This window comes from Sneathiella sp. (genome assembly GCF_002694385.1).
Taxonomy (GTDB): domain Bacteria; phylum Pseudomonadota; class Alphaproteobacteria; order Sneathiellales; family Sneathiellaceae; genus Sneathiella.
The window spans coordinates 575,923-593,169 of record NZ_NZMB01000012.1 but is presented as its reverse complement, the minus strand read 5'-3'; the positions used below and the strand labels follow the sequence as shown (position 1 = coordinate 593,169).

Sequence of the window (17,247 nt, the reverse complement as noted above, 5' to 3'; positions counted from 1 at the left end):
GGCGGGACTGTAACAGGATTTTTCCGCCCGTCCTAAAAAATGTCCAGCAACCGGCGCAAATAGTCCTTTTCGATCACCGGACGCGCCGGATCGGACAGCCGCCGCTGCAATTCATTGCGGATATCCCGGCTTTTGCTGAAGGCTTCCGTCTCCCCGCGCATGGTGGCGCTGTCAGACACATTCCCCTGGCTGCCTTCTTCCTCGATCGAGCGGCCGAGGGGGTCGCGCCCCTCACCCGGCTGGCCTTGGCCCGCCTGCTGCGGCCCCTGACCTTCGCCGCTCTCAGCGATCTGCTCGGCAAGGTCCTGTGAGCCCTGACGGAGATTTTCAAGTGCATTGCCTTCCTGCTCAATCGCCGGGCGGCCCTGCCCCTGTTCCAACGCGCGCCGCGCCTCATTCATCGACCGCTCCGCCCGGCCAAGGGCATCCGGAATATCTCCCTGCTCTCCCAGCCGTCCCATCAGATCCCCCAGCATCCGGCGCAGGGCTTCCTGCTGTTCGGCCAGGCCCTGCATATTTCCCTGCTGCCCCGGTTGCTGGCCCGGCTGACCATTCTGCGGCTGTTGTCCTTGCTGGCCCGGCTGTCCTGGCTGATTGGGTTGCAGGCGCTGCCCCTGCTGCTCCCGGAATGTCTGATCCAGCAATTCCTGCTGTCGGCGCATCATCTCGCCCAGTTCATTGAGCATTTCCTGCTGTGCCTGCTGGCCATCGGATGGCGCCTGCGGACGGGCGGTCTGCAGATTTTCCATCATGTCCTGTAGCTGGCTCAACAATTCCCGCGCCGCATCTTTCGCCCCGCCGCGGGCAAATTGCTCAATCCGGTCCAGCATCTGCTGCAAATCCTGCGAGCGGACAATCTGATCCCGGCTGTTGGGATCAATCGGTGGTTGATTGTCCATCGGTTGCTGCTCGGCNAGGGCGCTCAGGAAATTCTCCATNGCTTTNCGNAGCTCATCGACAAGCCGGGCGATTTCNTCATCGCTGGCNTNNCGGTTAAGCGCCTCCATCAGGGCTTCCTGCGCCGCNCGCAAGGCCGCCTCGGCGAGTGACAGGCTGCCATTTTCAAGCCGCAATGCCGTCTCCCAGAGNATATCGGAGGCNTCATCAATGGATTTCTGTCCNNNCCCATTTCTCAGGATCGCCCGCGNNGNCGTAAGCGAGAGCATCACCGTCGTATCATGGCTGTAGCTTTCCGGCAGGCCCGCCAGAGTNTCCAGCACCAGCGCCGCNTTATNCCGGTTTCCCTCCGCATCCGTCGCGAGATATTTCCTTTGTTCGATCAGCACCTTGGCGACCGGATGCGTGAAAGTCCGCTCCGGCAGCGTAAAATTNTGNGCGTCCGAATATCCGCGCTGGCCGGTCTGATCCTCGGCATAGAGACGGAGGGTAACGGNAAGTCCCGCCCAGGGATGCGCCGTCAGATCGTGATAGCTTTTGGAAACCACCTGTTTCGATCCGCGGCCCGGCGTCGGCANGGCAATATCCATGATTTCATCGGTATTTTCNCGCGNAATCTCGCCGCCGATACGNANGACGCCATAGTCATCGGCCGCCCTGTATTGCAGCCGGAAGGCGGANCGCTCCGTCACCTCCGGTTCCGATATCAGCTCGACCGTCGGCGCNTCATCCGGGATGACCGTTACCTGCCAGTTGGCGACCGTCTCNCCCTCCTTCTCGATCTTGACGTTTCGGCTGCTGTCAAAGTCGGTCTCGATCTGGAAATTCCGCCCNTCAACGGCAATAAANTCCTGCCGCAGATCATCCGTCACCAGNACCGGTATACCGGANCCNCCNCCAAAAATATGGGCAATAAAATTGCTGTTTGTCGGCACAACAAAGGTTTTTGGCGNCCCCTTATCCTCTCCCGTTACCGGCAGAAGGATGGGGGCCTGCCCCGTGTAGGCGGGCGGCGTGATCCAGGCCGTCACGTCCGCCGGAGCGGCGGGACTTCCAATGCCGGGCGTCAGGGCGGCATACAGACGCTCACCCGCCCGCGGGCCCGCAATGATCCCCGCCGCCACCAGCAGCAGAATGACGAGCGCGCGAACACCATATCCGTCTCCTGCGCCCATATCGAGGCTTGGCAGACCCACCTTGAGGCCGTTGACATGGCGGCGGAGGGACCGTTGATAAAGCCGCCAAAGCCGTCCCGATGACGAATCCCGGGTGGCCTCCGCCTCTGATCGCGCGCCAAGGGACCGCAAGGGACGGTGGGCCAGCGTATTGCGCCGCTCCAGATAGGCAAGGGCGCGGGCGCGGTCAGGCAGGCGAAAATTCCGCACCGCCCGGTAAAGACCATAAATAGCGGCGACGGCAAAAAGAACCAGAGAAAGAATATGCAGCCAGGAGGGAACAACAGACCAGAGATTCAGGAGAGACAGGCCAATAAACAACCCGATGACACAGAAAAACAGCCGTCCCTCGCGCCAAACCCCTTCCAGCAGGAGATTGGCCCTCGCCAGCAGAATGCGGATTTCAAACCCTAATCCATATCCTCTTTGATCGCTGTCATTGCGGCGCTGCATTCATCCTCGATGTCCGTCCAGCCAGGAAGGTATTATATCAAGTTTGAGCATCTCTTCCAAGCTCGGCCGGGCCCTGATCACCGCATATTGATCACCTTTCACCAGCACCTCCGGCACCAGCGGCCGGGTGTTATAGGTGGAGGCCATCACCGCGCCATAGGCGCCGGCGCTGCGAAAGGCAACGAGGTCGCCCTGCGCCAGCCCTTCGGGCATCTCCCGTTCACGGGCGAAGGTATCGCCGGTTTCACACACCGGCCCAACCACATCGGCGGGCGCATACGGCCCTTTTTTCTGGTCCTCCCGAACCGGATCAATATGATGATAGCCGTCATACATGGCCGGACGGATCAGATCGTTCATGGCGGCATCCAGAATGATGAATTTCCGCGCTGTCGCCTGCTTCACGAAAATTACCTCTGAGACCAGCACCCCGGCATTACCGACAATCAGGCGGCCGGGCTCAAAAATGATCTGGCAGCCAAGATTGCCAATGGCCTCCAGCGCAACCGTGGCATAATCTGTTGGCGAGGGTGGAATAGTCCCGTCATAAGGAATGCCGAGGCCGCCGCCAAGATCGACACGGCTGATGTCATGCCCCTCGGCGCGAAGCTGCTGCACCAGTTCCGCGACGCGGTTGAAAGCATTACGATAAGGCTCCAGATCGGTGAGCTGCGATCCGATATGCACATCGACGCCCTTGATCTCGATCCCGGGCAGCGCCGCCGCCTCGGCATAGATACGCGATACATCCTGCCAGGGCACGCCGAACTTGTTCTCCGCCTTGCCGGTGGAGATTTTCGCATGGGTCTTTGCATCCACATCCGGATTGACCCGGAAGGTGATCGGCGCCCGGACGCCCATGCTGCTTGCGACCTCGCTCAGCTGATGGACTTCGGGCTCGGATTCCACATTGAACTGATGGATGCCCATCTCAAGCGCATAGCGCATTTCCTCCCGCTTTTTGCCGACACCGGAAAAGACGATTTTTTCCGGCGGAATGCCCGCCTCGATCGCGCGGCGCAACTCCCCTTCCGAGACCACATCAGCGCCAGAGCCAAGACTGGCAAGGGTGCGGATCACGGCCTGATTGGAGTTGGCTTTCAGCGCATAGCAGACCAGCGCATTCGCGCCNTCAAACGCGCCGGAGAATACCTTGTANTGGCGTTCCAGCGTCGCGGNGGAATAGCAATAAAAGGGCGTGCCCACCTCTTCGGCAATGCGGCGAAGGGGAACTTCTTCGGCGTACAGCTCGCCGTTCTTATAGGTAAAATGGTCCATTATCTGCCCATCTGAAAAGGATCAGCTTTTCTTCTGTTCGCTGGTCGGCGCGTTTGGTGAATATTTGGGCGGGCTTTTCACGCCGCAGGANGCAAGCGTGAGNGCCGCCACCGCAATCACCAGAAAGGAGGTTATTTTCCGCNTCATTTCNTTTCTCCTTCTCCGGCCCGGAANTGGCGCCAGCGGGCAACCTGCTCTCGCACATTTGAAGGTGCCGTNCCGCCGTAACTCACCCGGCTGGCCACAGAATTCTGCACGCCCAGCACCTTATATATATCCTCCGTGATGCCGCTTTCCACGGATTGCATGTCAGCAATCGGCAGATCTTCAAGCCCACAGCCGTTATTTTCCGCCATCTTCACCAGAGTGCCGGTGACATGATGCGCCTGCCGGAACGGCATGTTCAGCTTTTGCACCAACCAGTCGGCAAGGTCGGTCGCCGTGGTGAAACCGGCGCCGGAGGCCGCCGTCATCACCGCGCCATTGACCTTGATGTCACGGATCATCCCGCTCATCGCGGCAAGGCAGAGCTGAAGATTGTCGGCCGCATCGAACACCGGTTCCTTATCCTCCTGCATGTCCTTGCCATAGGTCATGGGCAGGCCCTTCATCATCATGAGAAGCGAGGTGAAGGCTCCCGCACTGCGCCCCGCTTTACCGCGGATCAACTCCGCCGCATCCGGGTTTTTCTTCTGCGGCATGATGGAGGAACCGGTCGAGAAGCTGTCGGAGCATTCTACGAAACGGAACTGCGCGCTCGACCAGATGACAATTTCCTCGGCCAGCCGCGACAGATGCATGGAGCAGATGGAGGCGAAGCCCAAAAATTCCAGCGCAAAGTCCCGGTCCGACACCCCGTCCAGCGAATTGGCCGTCGGCCGGTCAAAGCCGAGCGCCTTTGCCGTCTGTTCCCGGTTGATGGGAAAAGATGTGCCCGCAAGCGCGGCGGAGCCGAGCGGACTTTCATTGAGGCGCGCCCGCGCATCCTTAAGTCGTCCGCGATCGCGCGCGAACATTTCCACATAGGCCAGCATATGATGGCCGAAGGTCACCGGCTGCGCCGCCTGCAGATGGGTGAAACCCGGCATGACGGTCTCCGCTTCGGCCTCCGCCTGATCGAGGAGGGCGTCCTGCAGATCCGCCAGCTCCCCGTCCAGATGGTCCATCGTGTCACGCACCCAGAGCTTGAAATCCGTCGCCACCTGATCATTACGCGACCGTGCCGTGTGAAGGCGCCCGGCCGCATCGCCGATCAGCTCGCGAAGGCGCGCCTCCACATGCATATGGATATCTTCAAGCGCCCGATCGGTTTTGAAATTGCCGGCCTCGATCTCACGAAGAATTGTCTGCAACCCTTCCTGAATTTTTTCCCCATCGGCGCGCGAAATGATATTGCAATCCATCAACATGCTGGAATGCGCCATGGAACCCGCTATATCCTGGGCATAGAGCCGGCGGTCAAAGTCAATGGAGGCATTGATCCGTTCCATGATTTCGGCGGGGCCTTTGGCGAACCTGCCACCCCAAAGCTCATTTGCGCTCATTTTCGGGCTCACTTTGTAACTATTGGACGTTTATTGATCATGATAACCAGACCGATGAAATTCATAAGCCTGCTGTTGCTGCTTACATTTACAGGGCTTGGTGCAACAACATCAACTGCTTTCTCCGAAAATCTGAGCGCGTTGCTGACCGGCGATATGGCGAAGTTCGCCCCCTATGACGCGCCGCGCCCGGTCAAGGATTTCACCTTCCTGAATGCGCGAGGGGAAGAAGAAAAGCTGTCCGATTATCAGGGCAAGGTCGTTCTTGTGAATTTCTGGGCGACATGGTGCGGCCCCTGCCGCGAGGAAATGCCAAGCCTCGACCGCTTGCAGGCGGAACTTGGCGGGGATGATTTTGTCGTCCTCGCGGTCGGACAGGACCTTCAGGGCATGGAAAAAGTCACGCAATTCTTCGAAAAATACGAAATCCGCCATCTCGCCCCGATCAATGACAAATCCAGCCAGTCAAGCCGCAGCGCGGGCGCCTTCGGCCTCCCCTCCACCCTGATCCTGAACGCAGAAGGCAAGGAAGTGGGCCGTCTTGTCGGTCCGGCGGAGTGGGATTCCCTCGAAGCCAAGGCCCTGATCAAATATTATATGACAGGATCATAGGGGCGGCTCGCCCCGCCCCTTGCGGCGTTTCAGCAGGTAAAGCCGGAACAACCGCTCCACGCCCCAGCTCAGTGCTACATAGAAAATCACATTAACGAGGGTCATCAGCGTCAGGTCAATGCCCAGCCCCATATCATCCTGCTGAACGGCCACGTAAATCTGAAAGGCCAGAATTGTGGCAATACCGATTGTGCCAATAATGGCGACGGCAATGCGTGTCCGGCCATCCGTCCAGGGAATGGCCATCAGGCACAGAAAAGATACCGCCTGAAACACGGCAGACCAAAGGCTGACGCTGTAGTCCGTCATTCCTGATCCAGAACCCTCAGCGCCATATCCACCATGGGACGCAGCACCTCTTCCTCCGGTGTTACCTTGCCAATGACGCGCAGGCCCTGCATGACGCAGACGAAATAAGCGGCGAGATCGGCCGGCTTCTGCCGCGATTTGAACTCGCCCTCCGCCTGGCCGCGGGCGATGAGTTCGCCCAGAATGGTTTCAAGTTCATCGAAAAAATCGCGCACACGTTCCGCGCATTCATCATCGCGGGAGCACAGCTCAACCGCCGCATTGGTCATGAAACAGCCGCGCCGTTTCGGATCGGTCACCTGCTTCTGCATGAAAACATAAAGAAATTCGGTCAGCATCTCGCGCGGGTTGCCGTCGCGGCGCAGGCTGTCGGTACGCAGGATGGCCCCGGTACCATATTGGTCCAGCGCTTCCAGAAACAGACGGCGCTTATCGCCAAAGGTGTCATAAAGACTGCCCCGGTTAATGCCCATGCAGTCAACCAGATCCTGGACCGAGGTCGCTTCATAGCCCTTCGCCCAGAAAGCCTTCATGGCTTTCTCCAGCGCTTCTTCCCGATTAAAGCATTTTGTTCGTGCCATTTACCGATCCATCGGGCTCATCTTCGCCCTTCTGTAAACGGTTATATACCCATTTCAGCCGGAAGCAAAGCCGCCAGACCCTCTCTATAAGTAGGGTATTGCAGGGAAATCCCAAGCTCTGACTTGATTTTTACATTGCTGATGCGCTTGCTGTCGTCATAAAAACTCCGCGCCATGGGCGTGAGGTCCGCCGCGTCGAAATCAATCAGCGGCGGCGGCGGCATCTTGAGAAGGTCCGCCGCGTAAGCAACCACATCCTGCGGCGGCGCGGGTTCATCATCCGCAACATTATAGACGGCGCCAGAGTTCGGCCTGTTCATGGAGGCGACAAGGATGGCGGCCAGATCGGCAACATGGATGCGTGAAAACACCTGCCCCGGCTTGTTGATCCGCCGCGCCTTGCCCGCCTTCAGGGAGACAAGCTGATTGCGGCCCGGCCCATATATGCCGGGAAGGCGGAAGATATGCACCGGCAGGCCCGACTTTTCATAAAGGCCGCGCCAGGCCTGTTCCGCCCGCATCCGGCGAAGCCCCCGCACCCCCGAGGGGTTACAGGGGCTGGTTTCATCCACCCAACCGCCATCGAGATTGCCATAAACCCCCGTTGTGGACAGATATCCCACCCATTCCAGCTTCGGCAGGCGAAGAATTTCCTCCACCATCGTATCAAAGACCGGATCCCCCTCCGCGTCGGGCGGAATGGAGAGCAGAATATGGGTGACATCCGCCGCAAGATCCGCAAAACCGTCAATCCCCGCATCGCGCTGGAAGGGATAGAGCGGCAAGCCGTCCGCCGTCGCCTTGCCCGCCGGAGAGCGGCTGGTGCCGCTCACCCGCAAGGCTGGATGATCCGCCGCAATCTGCCGCCCCGTAAAACCGAGGCCAAAACAGAAAAGATGTTTTCCCCGGTTATTCATTTGGCTGGGCAGGCGTATCCGCACGACCAAGGATGATACGGGCGGAAACCGATTGCTTTACCGAAACCAGCAGCTCCGCGCCACCCGACCCCCCCCCGGATGCTTCGGACGCCATCGCGGTTTTCATCATCGGCTGCGCCATGTCGTAATTACGGCCCTGAACCGGCACAAGCTGAATAAAATCAACCTTCTTCACATGATAATCGGCGCCCGGCATGACTTTGTTGAGGCGTTCCACCTCATCAAGAGCCTGCTGATAGACCTTTTCCCGCAAATCGGCATACAGTTTTTCAAACTCTTCCAGCGACGGGGTAAAATCGACATCGGAAACCGACACCTTGTAGCCGGGCTTGCTGCTTTCCTTGGCGCGATCCTGAAGCCCGTCAATGCCCGCCTCCGGAATGCGCGCCTCCGCCGTTACATACCAGCGGTTGAGACCGGTCTGGTCAAGCTGCTGACGGGACGAGGTAATGCGCCAGTCCACATCCTTTGCCAGCGAGAGAAGCGAGGCGTCAATCTGCTTTTTAAGCTCTTCGGCGCTTTCCTCCTGCTGCACCAGCTCAACAAGAACGGAAACCCGCGCCGTATCTGTCTTGACCCAGCCCTCGCTCGTCAGGTTGAGAACAACCTGATCCTGCATGACGGATGGATGGGGCATCTGTGCAGATGCAGCCGCAGGCGCGACGGCAAGGAAAGCAACGGTGGCGAGGACCAGTCTGTTCATGATAGAACTCCCAATATATTCAATGTGTTTTCGGCATGTAGAGCCGAATAACGACCAATTTAAGGCATTTTATGGTTACGAAAACCCCTTTCCTTCTTCCTGCACTTGCCTGCCTCACTTTCATCGGGGTTTTACCGGCCCTGCCTCCGGTCAGTTCCGCACAGACACGATCACAGGCAAATGAATATGAAGCCTGCCTGATCCTGACCCGGCGAGAGCCGGAAAAGGCGTTTGAATCGGCCCTCGCCTGGCGGGATGCGGGCGGCGGATTTCCCGCCCGGCATTGCGTTGCGCTCGCCCTTGTCGCCATGAAGAAGTATGATCACGCCGCCCTGACGCTGGAGGAACTGGCGGAGGATATGCGAAATGCGGGCTCCCCCCTGCTGGTAACCGTCCTCACCCAGACGGCAAATGCCTGGCTGCTGGGGGAGGAATATGACCGCGCCATTGCGGCCGCCACGGCCGGGCTTAAAATCGAACCCGGCAATGTCGATCTCCTCATTGATCGCAGCCGGATATATGCACAAATCGCCGATTATCAGGCGGCGTTTGATGATCTCGACCTCGCCCTCAGAGCCGACCCGACGCGCGCCGATGCCCTGACATTTCGCGCCGCCGCGCGGCGTCATCTGGGTGATGAGACGCGGGCGCTTGAGGATATCGAACTTGCCCTCTCGCTCAACCCCGATCTGCCCGAAGCCCTGAACGAACGGGGCGTCCTGCTCTCGCGCAAGGGAGATACGGATGCGGCGCGGCAGGACTGGCTGCGCGTGCTGGAACTGGCCAGCAACACCCCCGCGGGAGACGAAGCCCGCCGCCTGCTCGAAGAAATCGACGTCAACAAGGACAAGTAACCTATCCGGGCGCTACCCCGCCATAACGAGGCGGCGGCGATATTCCAGCGCCTCGGCAATATGCAGGCGGTGGACAGTCTCGCTTTCTGCGAGATCGGCAAGCGTGCGGGCGACCTTCAAAACACGGTGATAGCCGCGCGCGGAGAGTTTCAGCTTGCCAATCGCGTCCTGAAGCAGCGCCGTGGCGGAGGCGTCGAGCGTTACAAACCGCTCGAGTATCTCTCCTTCCGCATCCGCATTGGTGCGAATTGTCGTTGGATGATCGAGATCGGCATAGCGCCGCCTTTGTATCTCCCGCGCCCGCAGGATGCGCGCCGCGACGACTTCCGTTGTCTCCTTCGGCGGCGGCAAGGTCAAATCCATCGCCGAAACGGCCGGAACATCCACATGAATGTCGATACGATCCAGCATTGGCCCGGAAATGCGGGAGCGATATTCAATGGCGCATTTGGGCGCGCGAGAGCAGGCCAATGACGCATCATCCAGATGGCCGCAGCGGCAGGGGTTCATGGCCGCGACAAACTGCATGCGCGCCGGATAGGTCACATGCAGGTTGGCGCGCGCCACCACAGCCCGGCCACTTTCCACCGGCTGACGCAGGCTTTCCAGAACCTGCCGGTTAAATTCGGGCAGCTCATCCAGGAACAGCACGCCGAGATGGGCGAGCGAGACTTCCCCCGGTTTTGCCCCGCGCCCGCCGCCCACCATGGCCGCAACCGACGTGGAATGATGTGGATCGCGAAAGGGACGGCGGCGCGTGAGCCGCCCTTCCTGCATTTCACCGGCGATGCTGGCGATCATATTGACCTCCAGCGCCTCCGCCGCATCCAGCGGCGGCAGCAAGCCCGGCAGCCGCGCCGCCAGCATGGATTTCCCGGAGCCCGGCGGCCCCGACATCAGCAGGTTATGTCCGCCTGCCGCCGCCACTTCAAGGGCGCGCTTCGCCATCTCCTGCCCCTTGATATCCTCAAGACGAAGGGTCAGTGTTTCTTCCAGAAGGCCGCCATGCCGGGGCGGGTTTAAAACCTGGGTCCCCTTGAAGTGATTGATCAACGCCAGCAGATTTTCCGGCGCCAGAATTTCAAGATCTCCCGCCCAGGCCGCCTCAGGTCCGGAGGCCGCGGGGCAGATCATATTCCGTCCCTCCCCCACGGCGGCGACGGCGGCGGGCAGAACGCCTGAGACCGGATTGCAGCTTCCGTCCAGCGACAGCTCCCCCATCACATAGTATTCTTCAAGCTCTTCCCCCGGCAGGACGCCCATCGCCGCGAGAATGCCGAGCGCAATAGGCAGGTCGTAATGCGCGCCCTCCTTCGGCAGATCGGCCGGGGCCAGATTGACGGTGATGCGCTTCGGCGGCAGGCCGATCCCGAGGGAGGTGAGCGCGGCGCGCACCCGCTCCCGGCTTTCGGCAATGGATTTGTCGGCAAGCCCAACGATCGTGAAGGCAGGCAGGCCGGACGCCATCATCACCTGCACATCCACCTCGCGCACCTCAAGGCCCTGAAAGGCGACCGTTCTTATTCTTGCCTGCATGTCAAAATTCTGAAGAATATTCCCCCACCCGCATGACGATAGCATGCAGAGAAAAATTCTTCATGGTTAAAATTGACAGCCGTTAGGGCTATTCTACCGCGCGATTCCCGACCTTCTCTTCAAGGCAGTCCCAGATCTGCGCTTCCAGCTTGGCATCGTTGAAGCGGTTGATTTCCTGAATACCGGTGGGAGAGGTCACGTTAATCTCGGTCAGATAGTTACCGATCACATCAATACCGACGAAAATCAGCCCCTGTTCCTTCAATGCCGGGCCAATAATACGGCAAATCTCCTCTTCCCGCGTTGTCAGGGACGATTTGACCGCTTTCCCGCCCACATGCATGTTGGAACGGACTTCTCCCTGTTGCGGCACGCGGTTGATGGCGCCCGCCGCCTCACCATCGATCAGGATGATCCGCTTGTCCCCCTGACGCACTTCGGGGAGATATTTCTGCACGATCATCGGCTCACGATAAAATTGGGTGAACATCTCGCACAGCGCGCTCAGATTCTCGTCTTCCGGCTTGATATGGAAAATGCCCGCACCGCCGTTGCCATAGAGCGGCTTGACAATGATATCCTTAAACTCCGCTCGGAATTCACGGATTTCCTGTAGATTGGAGGAGATCAGCGTCGGCGGCATCAGCCCGTCGAAATGGGTGACGAACAGTTTTTCCGGCGCATTGCGCACGCTGACCGGATCATTGACAACAAGCGTTTGCGGATGGATATGCTCCAGCAAATGGGTTGCGGTAATGTAGGACATGTCAAAGGGCGGATCCTGCCGCATCAGGACCACATCCATGGTGGCAAGGTCAATCCGTTCCGCCGCGCCCGCCGTGAAGTGATTGCCCTTTTCGCGGCGGAGCGTGATGGGCCGGGCATTCGCGACAAGACGCCCCTGCGAGAAGGACATATCCTGTGGCCCATAATGATACAGGCCGTGGCCGCGCGCCTGCGCTTCCAGACCCAGGACAAAACTGCTGTCCCCGTTGATATCAATATTTTCAATGGGATCCATCTGGATGGCAACGGCAAGACTCATTATTCCCGACCTTTTCATTTCAAGTGATGCGCCGCTTTTTGTGATGCGCGAGCCTACCTTGCTCGCCCTGCCGGTTCAAGGCAGGTTATGTATCGGACTTCATTTTGACATAGCTGACGATGCTGCGAACTCCTGAAATATCCTTGGCATGTGCTTTGACGCGGTTCAGCTCCGCTTCATTCTGGGCAATCCCCATCAGATAGACCGTCGCATTCACCGTTTCGACCGAATAGTTGATGTTGTAAACCTGCGGGTCACGCAGAAGCTGCAGTTTCAGTTTGGTCGTGATCAGGCTGTCAGAGGCGAAGCTTGAACTGTTCTCACTTCCCGCAACGGTTATTTCATTATGCACTTCCTTGACACCCGTGACGCCCCAGATAAGCCGCGAGATGGTCACCCGGTCTTCCGGGTTTGGCACCTCTCCCGTCACCAGAACCGTACCTGCAATCACCGTGGTGGAGGTGGAGGTAAAGAGAGGCTCGCTTTCCTGGAAAATTGCGTTCATGACCTGCACCTTTATGGTGGCGTCATCCACCACGGTGCCAACGGACCGTTCTTCGGCGACGGCAACACCGCCGATGGCCGCGCCGCCAAGTATCACCGTCGGAGTACAACCGCTTAGCAGAAAAAGGGATGAAAGGGCAAAGAGAAGAGAAGCAACAAGTTTCATTGGGCACGCCTTTAACCATGATGTTCAGACTAATATAGAGTCAAACGCCGATGGTTGAAAGCCTCTGTTCCGTCTTACTCCCACGCCGCCTCAATATGCCGCGGCAAGTGACGGAACGAGGTGACAAGAAGCACATCGAAGCGCAAGTCCAGCCCTTGAAGATCAGGCCGCTCCTGCAGGAAGGCTTGCAGTGCCCGGGCAATACGGCGGCGCTGCTTCGGGCTGATCGCTTCCAGCGCATCAACGAATCGCTCGCGGGATTTGACCTCTATGGCAACCAGCACATGGCCCCGGCGGGCAATGATATCCACTTCCCCCACCGGTTTGCGATAGCCCCTGGCAAGGATTTGATAGCCCTTTGCCCGGAGCAGGAGCCCCGCCACCATTTCCGCCCATCGGCCACGGAAATAGGCGCGGCGGCGTTTGCGCTTCAGCGCAAGTTTCGATGCATGTGCCAAAATGTCGCCTCCCGAAACTGTTTTATACCCTGCACCCATAATTTGCTTGCCCGCCTATCGGGCGTTACCTAGTCTTTTGATCAGGACTGCCAGAAAACATGAACGGAGTGGATCTTTGTTTCCCGCAAAAACTGACATGGCCGCATCTTCCAAACCGGGTCGGAATTTTTTCCGTCTGATTTGCCTTGCCGGGGTCACCCTGCTGTTTCTGTCCGCCTGTCAGCCCGCCAACATCAGTGAAACAGAGCAAACTGACATTGCCAAGGATAGCACAAAATCCGGCGATGCAGATAGCAAGGATGATGCGCTCGCAGGCCAGACATCCCCGTTTGATGACATGTCGGGAACGCCGGGCGTTGATCCACTCAGCCGCCTGATCGCCCCCGCACCGCCGGTCGTGGGCCTGCGCGCACCGAAAGACCCGGCCAAACCGGAACCGGTCAAGATTGCCATTCTGCTGCCGCTGTCCGGGCAGGCGGCGGCTGTGGGTCAGGATTTGCTCAATGCCGCGAATATGGCGCTTTTCGATCTTGGCAACCCCGGCGTCCAGCTTATGCCCTTTGATACAGCGGGAACGCCACGCGGGGCGGAAAGCGCCGCTGCAGAAGCTCTCGTCGCCGGGGCAGAGCTTATTCTGGGGCCGCTTTTTTCATCCTCCGTCGGTACCGTCAAGCCACTCGCCAGGGAGCGCGGCGTCAACGTCATCACCTTTTCAACCGACACAACCGTCGCCGGGGAGGGGGTTTATGTCATGGGGCTGACGGTCGGGCAGCAGATCCAGCGCGCTATGGAATTCGCCTATCGGCAGGGGTTGCTGAAATTTGCCGTTCTGGCGCCGCAGTCCGCCTATGGCGATGCCGTCATCAATAATGTCACACAGACAAGCGATGCGCTTAACCTGGTTCTTGAGCGAACCGTGCGCTACCCGGCCAATCTGCCGCCCGGCTCCCCGGAGCTTCATGAATATGCCAAAATCCTTGGTGATTACGCCCGGCGTCAGCGTGACCTGGCCCGGGAAATCGCCATCAACAAAGAAAAAACTGACGACGAATCAAAGGCCTATGTCAGGCGCCTGCAAAGGCTCGATACCTTTGGCGATGTCCCGTTCGAGGCGCTGATCATTCCCGAAGGCGGCGCCCGGCTGAAGGAACTGGCCTCCCTCCTCTCCTACTATGACATTGATCCGGAAATCGTCCAGTTTATCGGCACGGGCCTGTGGGAAGACCCCTCCCTCTCGGCGGAACCGGCGCTGGTGGGCGGCTGGTTTTCTGCCCCCTCCCCCCAAAAGGCAGCCGGGTTCAGGTCAAGATTCGCCTCCGTCTATGGCTATCAGCCCGCCCGCATTGCCAGCCTTGCTTATGATGCCATGGCGCTTGCCGGGATCATGGCGCAACAACCCCCGGAGAGCCGCTTCACCCGCGATGCCATTGAAAACCCGGACGGATTTACCGGCTATGACGGCATTTTCCGCTTTCCCGAAAATGGCGTTGCGGAGCGAGGGCTTGCCGTTCTTGAAGTCGGACCAAAACAGCAGATGGTGCTGGAACCTGCACCGGAAAGCTTCGCTCCGGCCCTGAACTAAAGCAGGATCTCGGCCAGCAGGCTATTGAGAACAAAGCGCCCTTTTTGGGTCGCGCGAAGGCGTCGGTCGTCCCTTTCCATCAGGCCTGCCTCCATCAATCGCCGCAATCGCACCGTGTGAATAAATTCATCCATCGGCGCACCGATCAGGCGGGTGAAATTGTCAAACCAGACCCCTTCTTCCAGCCGAAGACCCATGAGAAGGAGTTCCTCCCCCCGCTCCAGCCTGTCGGGCAGCGGGGTTTCCATCTCTGTTGCGTGGCCTCGCTGTTCCAGCTCGACCAGCCAGCTTTCCGGGCGCTTTTTCTGCTGGAAGGCTGTCCGCAGGCCATTTTGCACCAGCCTGCCATGGGCCCCTGGGCCAACGCCGATATATTCGCCATAACGCCAGTAGGTGAGGTTATGCCGGCATTCAAATCCGGGCCGGGCATGATTTGAAATCTCGTAGGCGGGCAGCCCCGCCGATGTACAAATTTCCTGTGTCAGCTCAAACAGTTCTTCCGCATTTTCTTCATCCGGCAGGAAAAACTCCCCGCGCCGGACAGCACCGGCAAAGCCGGTATTGGGTTCAATCGTGAGCTGGTAAAGCGACAGATGATCCCCGGCAAGCGCAAGCGCCTGCTCCAAATCCTGTCGCCAGTCATGGGCGCTCTGTCCCGGCAGGGCATAAATCAGATCGAAGGAGATATTGGGAAACAGCCCCCGCGCCAGCTCGATCGCTGCCAGCGCCTCCCGCACCGAATGCTCCCGCCCGAGGAATTTAAGCGCCTCATCGCGCAGGGACTGAACCCCCAGGGAAAGCCGCGTCACCCCCGCATCGGCATACCCCGCGAAAGAGGTCGCCTCGGCTGAGGTGGGATTGGCTTCCAGTGTAATTTCAATGCCTTGCGCAAAATCGACGCGCTCTCTTGCCCCTTCAATCAAACGACCGACCGTCTCCGGGCTCATCAGGGAAGGCGTGCCGCCGCCAAAGAAAATGCTGGTCAACTGGCGCTGATCCGTGCGGGATGCGAAATAATCAAGCTCCGTCAGCAGCGCCTTCGTCCAGCGCGCCTGATCCACCGTGTCCCGCACATGGCTGTTGAAGTCGCAATAGGGGCATTTCTTCCGGCAGAAGGGCCAGTGGATATAGAGGCCGAAGCCCGGCTCCGGCGCTCTATTTTTCGGTGAAGCAGGCATTGATAAGCTGCCTGAACGCATCGGCGCGATGGCTCATGGCATGTTTTGCCGCCGCGTCCATCTCCCCGAATGTGAGGTCATACCCATCGGGCAGGAAAACCGGATCATAGCCAAACCCGTTTTCACCGCGCGGTGGCCAGACGGCTGTGCCGGTAACCGTGCCTTCAAAACTTTCCACATGCCCATCCGGCCAGGCGAGCGTCAGGGCGCAGATAAAGCGGGCCCGGCGCGCATCCGGCGTCATGGCGCCCGCTTTTTGCAACTCGTCTTCCACCTTCTGCATGGCGATGGTAAAATCCTTCGACGGCCCGGCCCAGCGGGCGGAATAGATGCCGGGCGCCCCATCCAGTGCCTCCAGCGCGAAGCCGGAATCATCGCTAAGCGCAATCATGTTCGCCCCGCGGGCCGCCGCCAGGGCCTTGATCTCTGCATTGGCGATGAAACTGTCACCATCCTCCACAGGTTCAGGCAGGCCGAGACTGCCTGCCGAAACAGGCTCGACATCAAAGGCGGCCAACAGCTCGCCGATCTCGCGGATCTTGCCGGGATTGTGGCTCGCCACCACCAGCTTGCGGCCGGTGAATTTGCGGTGTCCGCTCACAGCCCGAGTGCCTGACGCTGCAACTCACACAGCTCCTTCACGCCTTTTTTGGCGAGGGTAAAGAGATTGGCAAACTCGGTCTCGGAGAAGGGATGTTCCTCCGCGGTGCCCTGAATTTCAATAATCCGGCCATCGGATGTGAGAACAAAATTGGCGTCGGCCTGTGCATTGCTGTCTTCCGGGTAGTCGAGATCGAGGACCGGCGCCCCCTGATAAATCCCGCAGGAGACGGCGGCGACCTGCCCCTTCATCGGGACTTCCAGAATCTTGCCATTCTCCACCAGCTTCTCAAACGCCTGATAAAGCGCGACATAGGCGCCGGTGATGGACGCCGTGCGCGTCCCGCCATCGGCCTGGATGACATCGCAATCGACCGTGATCTGCCGCTCGCCAAAACCTTCGAAATTCACGAGTGCCCGCAAGGAACGACCGATGAGGCGCTGGATTTCCACCGTCCGGCCCTGCTGCTTTCCGCGCGCCGCCTCCCGCGCCATACGCGATCCGGTGGAGCGGGGCAGCATACCATATTCCGCCGTCACCCAGCCTTTGCCCGTATTGCGCAGGAAAGGCGGCACCCGATCCTCGACACTTGCCGTACAGAGCACATGGGTATCGCCGAATTTGACGAGGCAGGAGCCTTCGGCATTTTTTGCAAATCCGGGTTCCAGAATGACGTTTCTGAGCTGGTCGGGCGCTCTGCCGGAGGGGCGCATGGAATTTCCTTTGTCTGAGATGAAATATGGCGCCTGTTGTAGCCGTTGCGCCTGATTGACGCAAGCCTTCCGCGTCACTACATTCATGCCGGTATGCGTAAATGACCCAGCATTCGGAAA

General features: G+C 59.2%; 17 protein-coding genes. 3 read left to right on the top strand and 14 right to left on the bottom strand.

The window, feature by feature from the left end:
* Window positions 1-32 precede the first annotated feature (32 nt).
* The 3 genes from CMN55_RS09490 to argH all read right to left on the bottom strand — a co-directional run bounded on the left by CMN55_RS09490 (window position 33) and on the right by argH (window position 5,347).
* Complete coding sequence (locus tag CMN55_RS09490; protein WP_293949551.1) at window positions 33-2,525, bottom strand: TIGR02302 family protein; 2,493 nt, start codon at window positions 2,523-2,525, stop codon at window positions 33-35.
* Entirely contained in the window at window positions 2,526-3,803 is a 1,278-nt protein-coding gene (lysA, locus tag CMN55_RS09485; RefSeq protein ID WP_293949550.1) for a diaminopimelate decarboxylase, read from the bottom strand.
* Between the two features lie 143 nt (window positions 3,804-3,946).
* Window positions 3,947-5,347, bottom strand: coding sequence for an argininosuccinate lyase (gene argH / locus CMN55_RS09475; protein WP_293949548.1), 1,401 nt, complete (start codon window positions 5,345-5,347; stop codon window positions 3,947-3,949).
* 54 nt (window positions 5,348-5,401) lie between these two features.
* Between argH and CMN55_RS09470 the strand changes: the two genes are divergently transcribed.
* Window positions 5,402-5,959 carry a TlpA family protein disulfide reductase gene (locus CMN55_RS09470; protein WP_293949547.1) on the top strand — a complete coding sequence of 186 codons (558 nt, stop codon included), beginning with the start codon at window positions 5,402-5,404 and terminating at the stop codon, window positions 5,957-5,959.
* On the opposite strand, the gene CMN55_RS09465 is transcribed toward CMN55_RS09470, so the two are convergent.
* Genes CMN55_RS09465 through CMN55_RS09450 form a run of 4 tightly spaced genes read right to left on the bottom strand, consistent with a single transcriptional unit; the run spans window position 5,954 to window position 8,490 of the window.
* Window positions 5,954-6,268 (bottom strand): hypothetical protein, encoded by a 315-nt coding sequence (locus CMN55_RS09465; RefSeq protein ID WP_293949546.1) that lies wholly within the window; start codon window positions 6,266-6,268, stop codon window positions 5,954-5,956. The two genes, CMN55_RS09470 and CMN55_RS09465, sit on opposite strands and share 6 nt — an antisense overlap.
* Window positions 6,265-6,849, bottom strand: coding sequence for a TetR/AcrR family transcriptional regulator (locus tag CMN55_RS09460; protein ID WP_293949545.1), 585 nt, complete (start codon window positions 6,847-6,849; stop codon window positions 6,265-6,267). The genes CMN55_RS09465 and CMN55_RS09460 overlap by 4 nt, the downstream gene beginning before the upstream one ends.
* Before the next feature lie 41 nt (window positions 6,850-6,890).
* Window positions 6,891-7,766 (bottom strand): SDR family oxidoreductase, encoded by an 876-nt coding sequence (locus CMN55_RS09455; RefSeq protein ID WP_293949544.1) that lies wholly within the window; start codon window positions 7,764-7,766, stop codon window positions 6,891-6,893.
* Window positions 7,759-8,490 carry a hypothetical protein gene (locus tag CMN55_RS09450; RefSeq protein ID WP_293949543.1) on the bottom strand — a complete coding sequence of 244 codons (732 nt, stop codon included), beginning with the start codon at window positions 8,488-8,490 and terminating at the stop codon, window positions 7,759-7,761. The genes CMN55_RS09455 and CMN55_RS09450 overlap by 8 nt, the downstream gene beginning before the upstream one ends.
* Before the next feature lie 71 nt (window positions 8,491-8,561).
* Here CMN55_RS09450 and CMN55_RS09445 point away from each other — a divergent pair, with 71 nt between their 5' ends.
* Window positions 8,562-9,344 carry a tetratricopeptide repeat protein gene (locus tag CMN55_RS09445; RefSeq protein WP_293949542.1) on the top strand — a complete coding sequence of 261 codons (783 nt, stop codon included), beginning with the start codon at window positions 8,562-8,564 and terminating at the stop codon, window positions 9,342-9,344.
* Between the two features lie 12 nt (window positions 9,345-9,356).
* Here the strand turns inward: CMN55_RS09445 and CMN55_RS09440 are convergent, their stop codons facing one another.
* The 4 genes from CMN55_RS09440 to CMN55_RS09425 all read right to left on the bottom strand — a co-directional run bounded on the left by CMN55_RS09440 (window position 9,357) and on the right by CMN55_RS09425 (window position 13,053).
* Window positions 9,357-10,880, bottom strand: coding sequence for a YifB family Mg chelatase-like AAA ATPase (locus tag CMN55_RS09440; protein ID WP_293949541.1), 1,524 nt, complete (start codon window positions 10,878-10,880; stop codon window positions 9,357-9,359).
* Between the two features lie 88 nt (window positions 10,881-10,968).
* Entirely contained in the window at window positions 10,969-11,925 is a 957-nt protein-coding gene (gene gshB / locus CMN55_RS09435; RefSeq protein WP_293949540.1) for a glutathione synthase, read from the bottom strand.
* An 85-nt stretch (window positions 11,926-12,010) separates the two neighbouring features.
* The gene (locus tag CMN55_RS09430; protein ID WP_293949539.1) at window positions 12,011-12,595 is read right to left on the bottom strand and encodes a BON domain-containing protein; all 585 of its coding nucleotides are present in this window, start codon (window positions 12,593-12,595) and stop codon (window positions 12,011-12,013) included.
* A gap of 74 nt (window positions 12,596-12,669) precedes the next feature.
* Complete coding sequence (locus CMN55_RS09425; protein ID WP_293949538.1) at window positions 12,670-13,053, bottom strand: YraN family protein; 384 nt, start codon at window positions 13,051-13,053, stop codon at window positions 12,670-12,672.
* Between the two features lie 136 nt (window positions 13,054-13,189).
* Here CMN55_RS09425 and CMN55_RS09420 point away from each other — a divergent pair, with 136 nt between their 5' ends.
* A complete protein-coding gene (locus CMN55_RS09420) occupies window positions 13,190-14,635 on the top strand; it encodes a penicillin-binding protein activator (protein ID WP_293949537.1) in 1,446 nt (481 codons plus the stop codon).
* Here CMN55_RS09420 and hemW read toward each other — a convergent pair.
* The 3 genes from hemW to rph are packed head-to-tail and all read right to left on the bottom strand — an operon-like array spanning window position 14,632 to window position 17,127.
* Window positions 14,632-15,813 (bottom strand): radical SAM family heme chaperone HemW, encoded by a 1,182-nt coding sequence (gene hemW / locus CMN55_RS09415; protein WP_293949536.1) that lies wholly within the window; start codon window positions 15,811-15,813, stop codon window positions 14,632-14,634. The genes CMN55_RS09420 and hemW overlap by 4 nt on opposite strands.
* Window positions 15,791-16,414 carry an RdgB/HAM1 family non-canonical purine NTP pyrophosphatase gene (gene rdgB / locus CMN55_RS09410; protein ID WP_293949535.1) on the bottom strand — a complete coding sequence of 208 codons (624 nt, stop codon included), beginning with the start codon at window positions 16,412-16,414 and terminating at the stop codon, window positions 15,791-15,793. Before rdgB ends, hemW begins: the two co-directional genes overlap by 23 nt.
* Window positions 16,411-17,127, bottom strand: a complete 717-nt coding sequence (rph, locus tag CMN55_RS09405) for a ribonuclease PH (protein ID WP_293949534.1) — start codon at window positions 17,125-17,127, stop codon at window positions 16,411-16,413. The genes rdgB and rph overlap by 4 nt, the downstream gene beginning before the upstream one ends.
* Window positions 17,128-17,247: the final 120 nt, after the last annotated feature.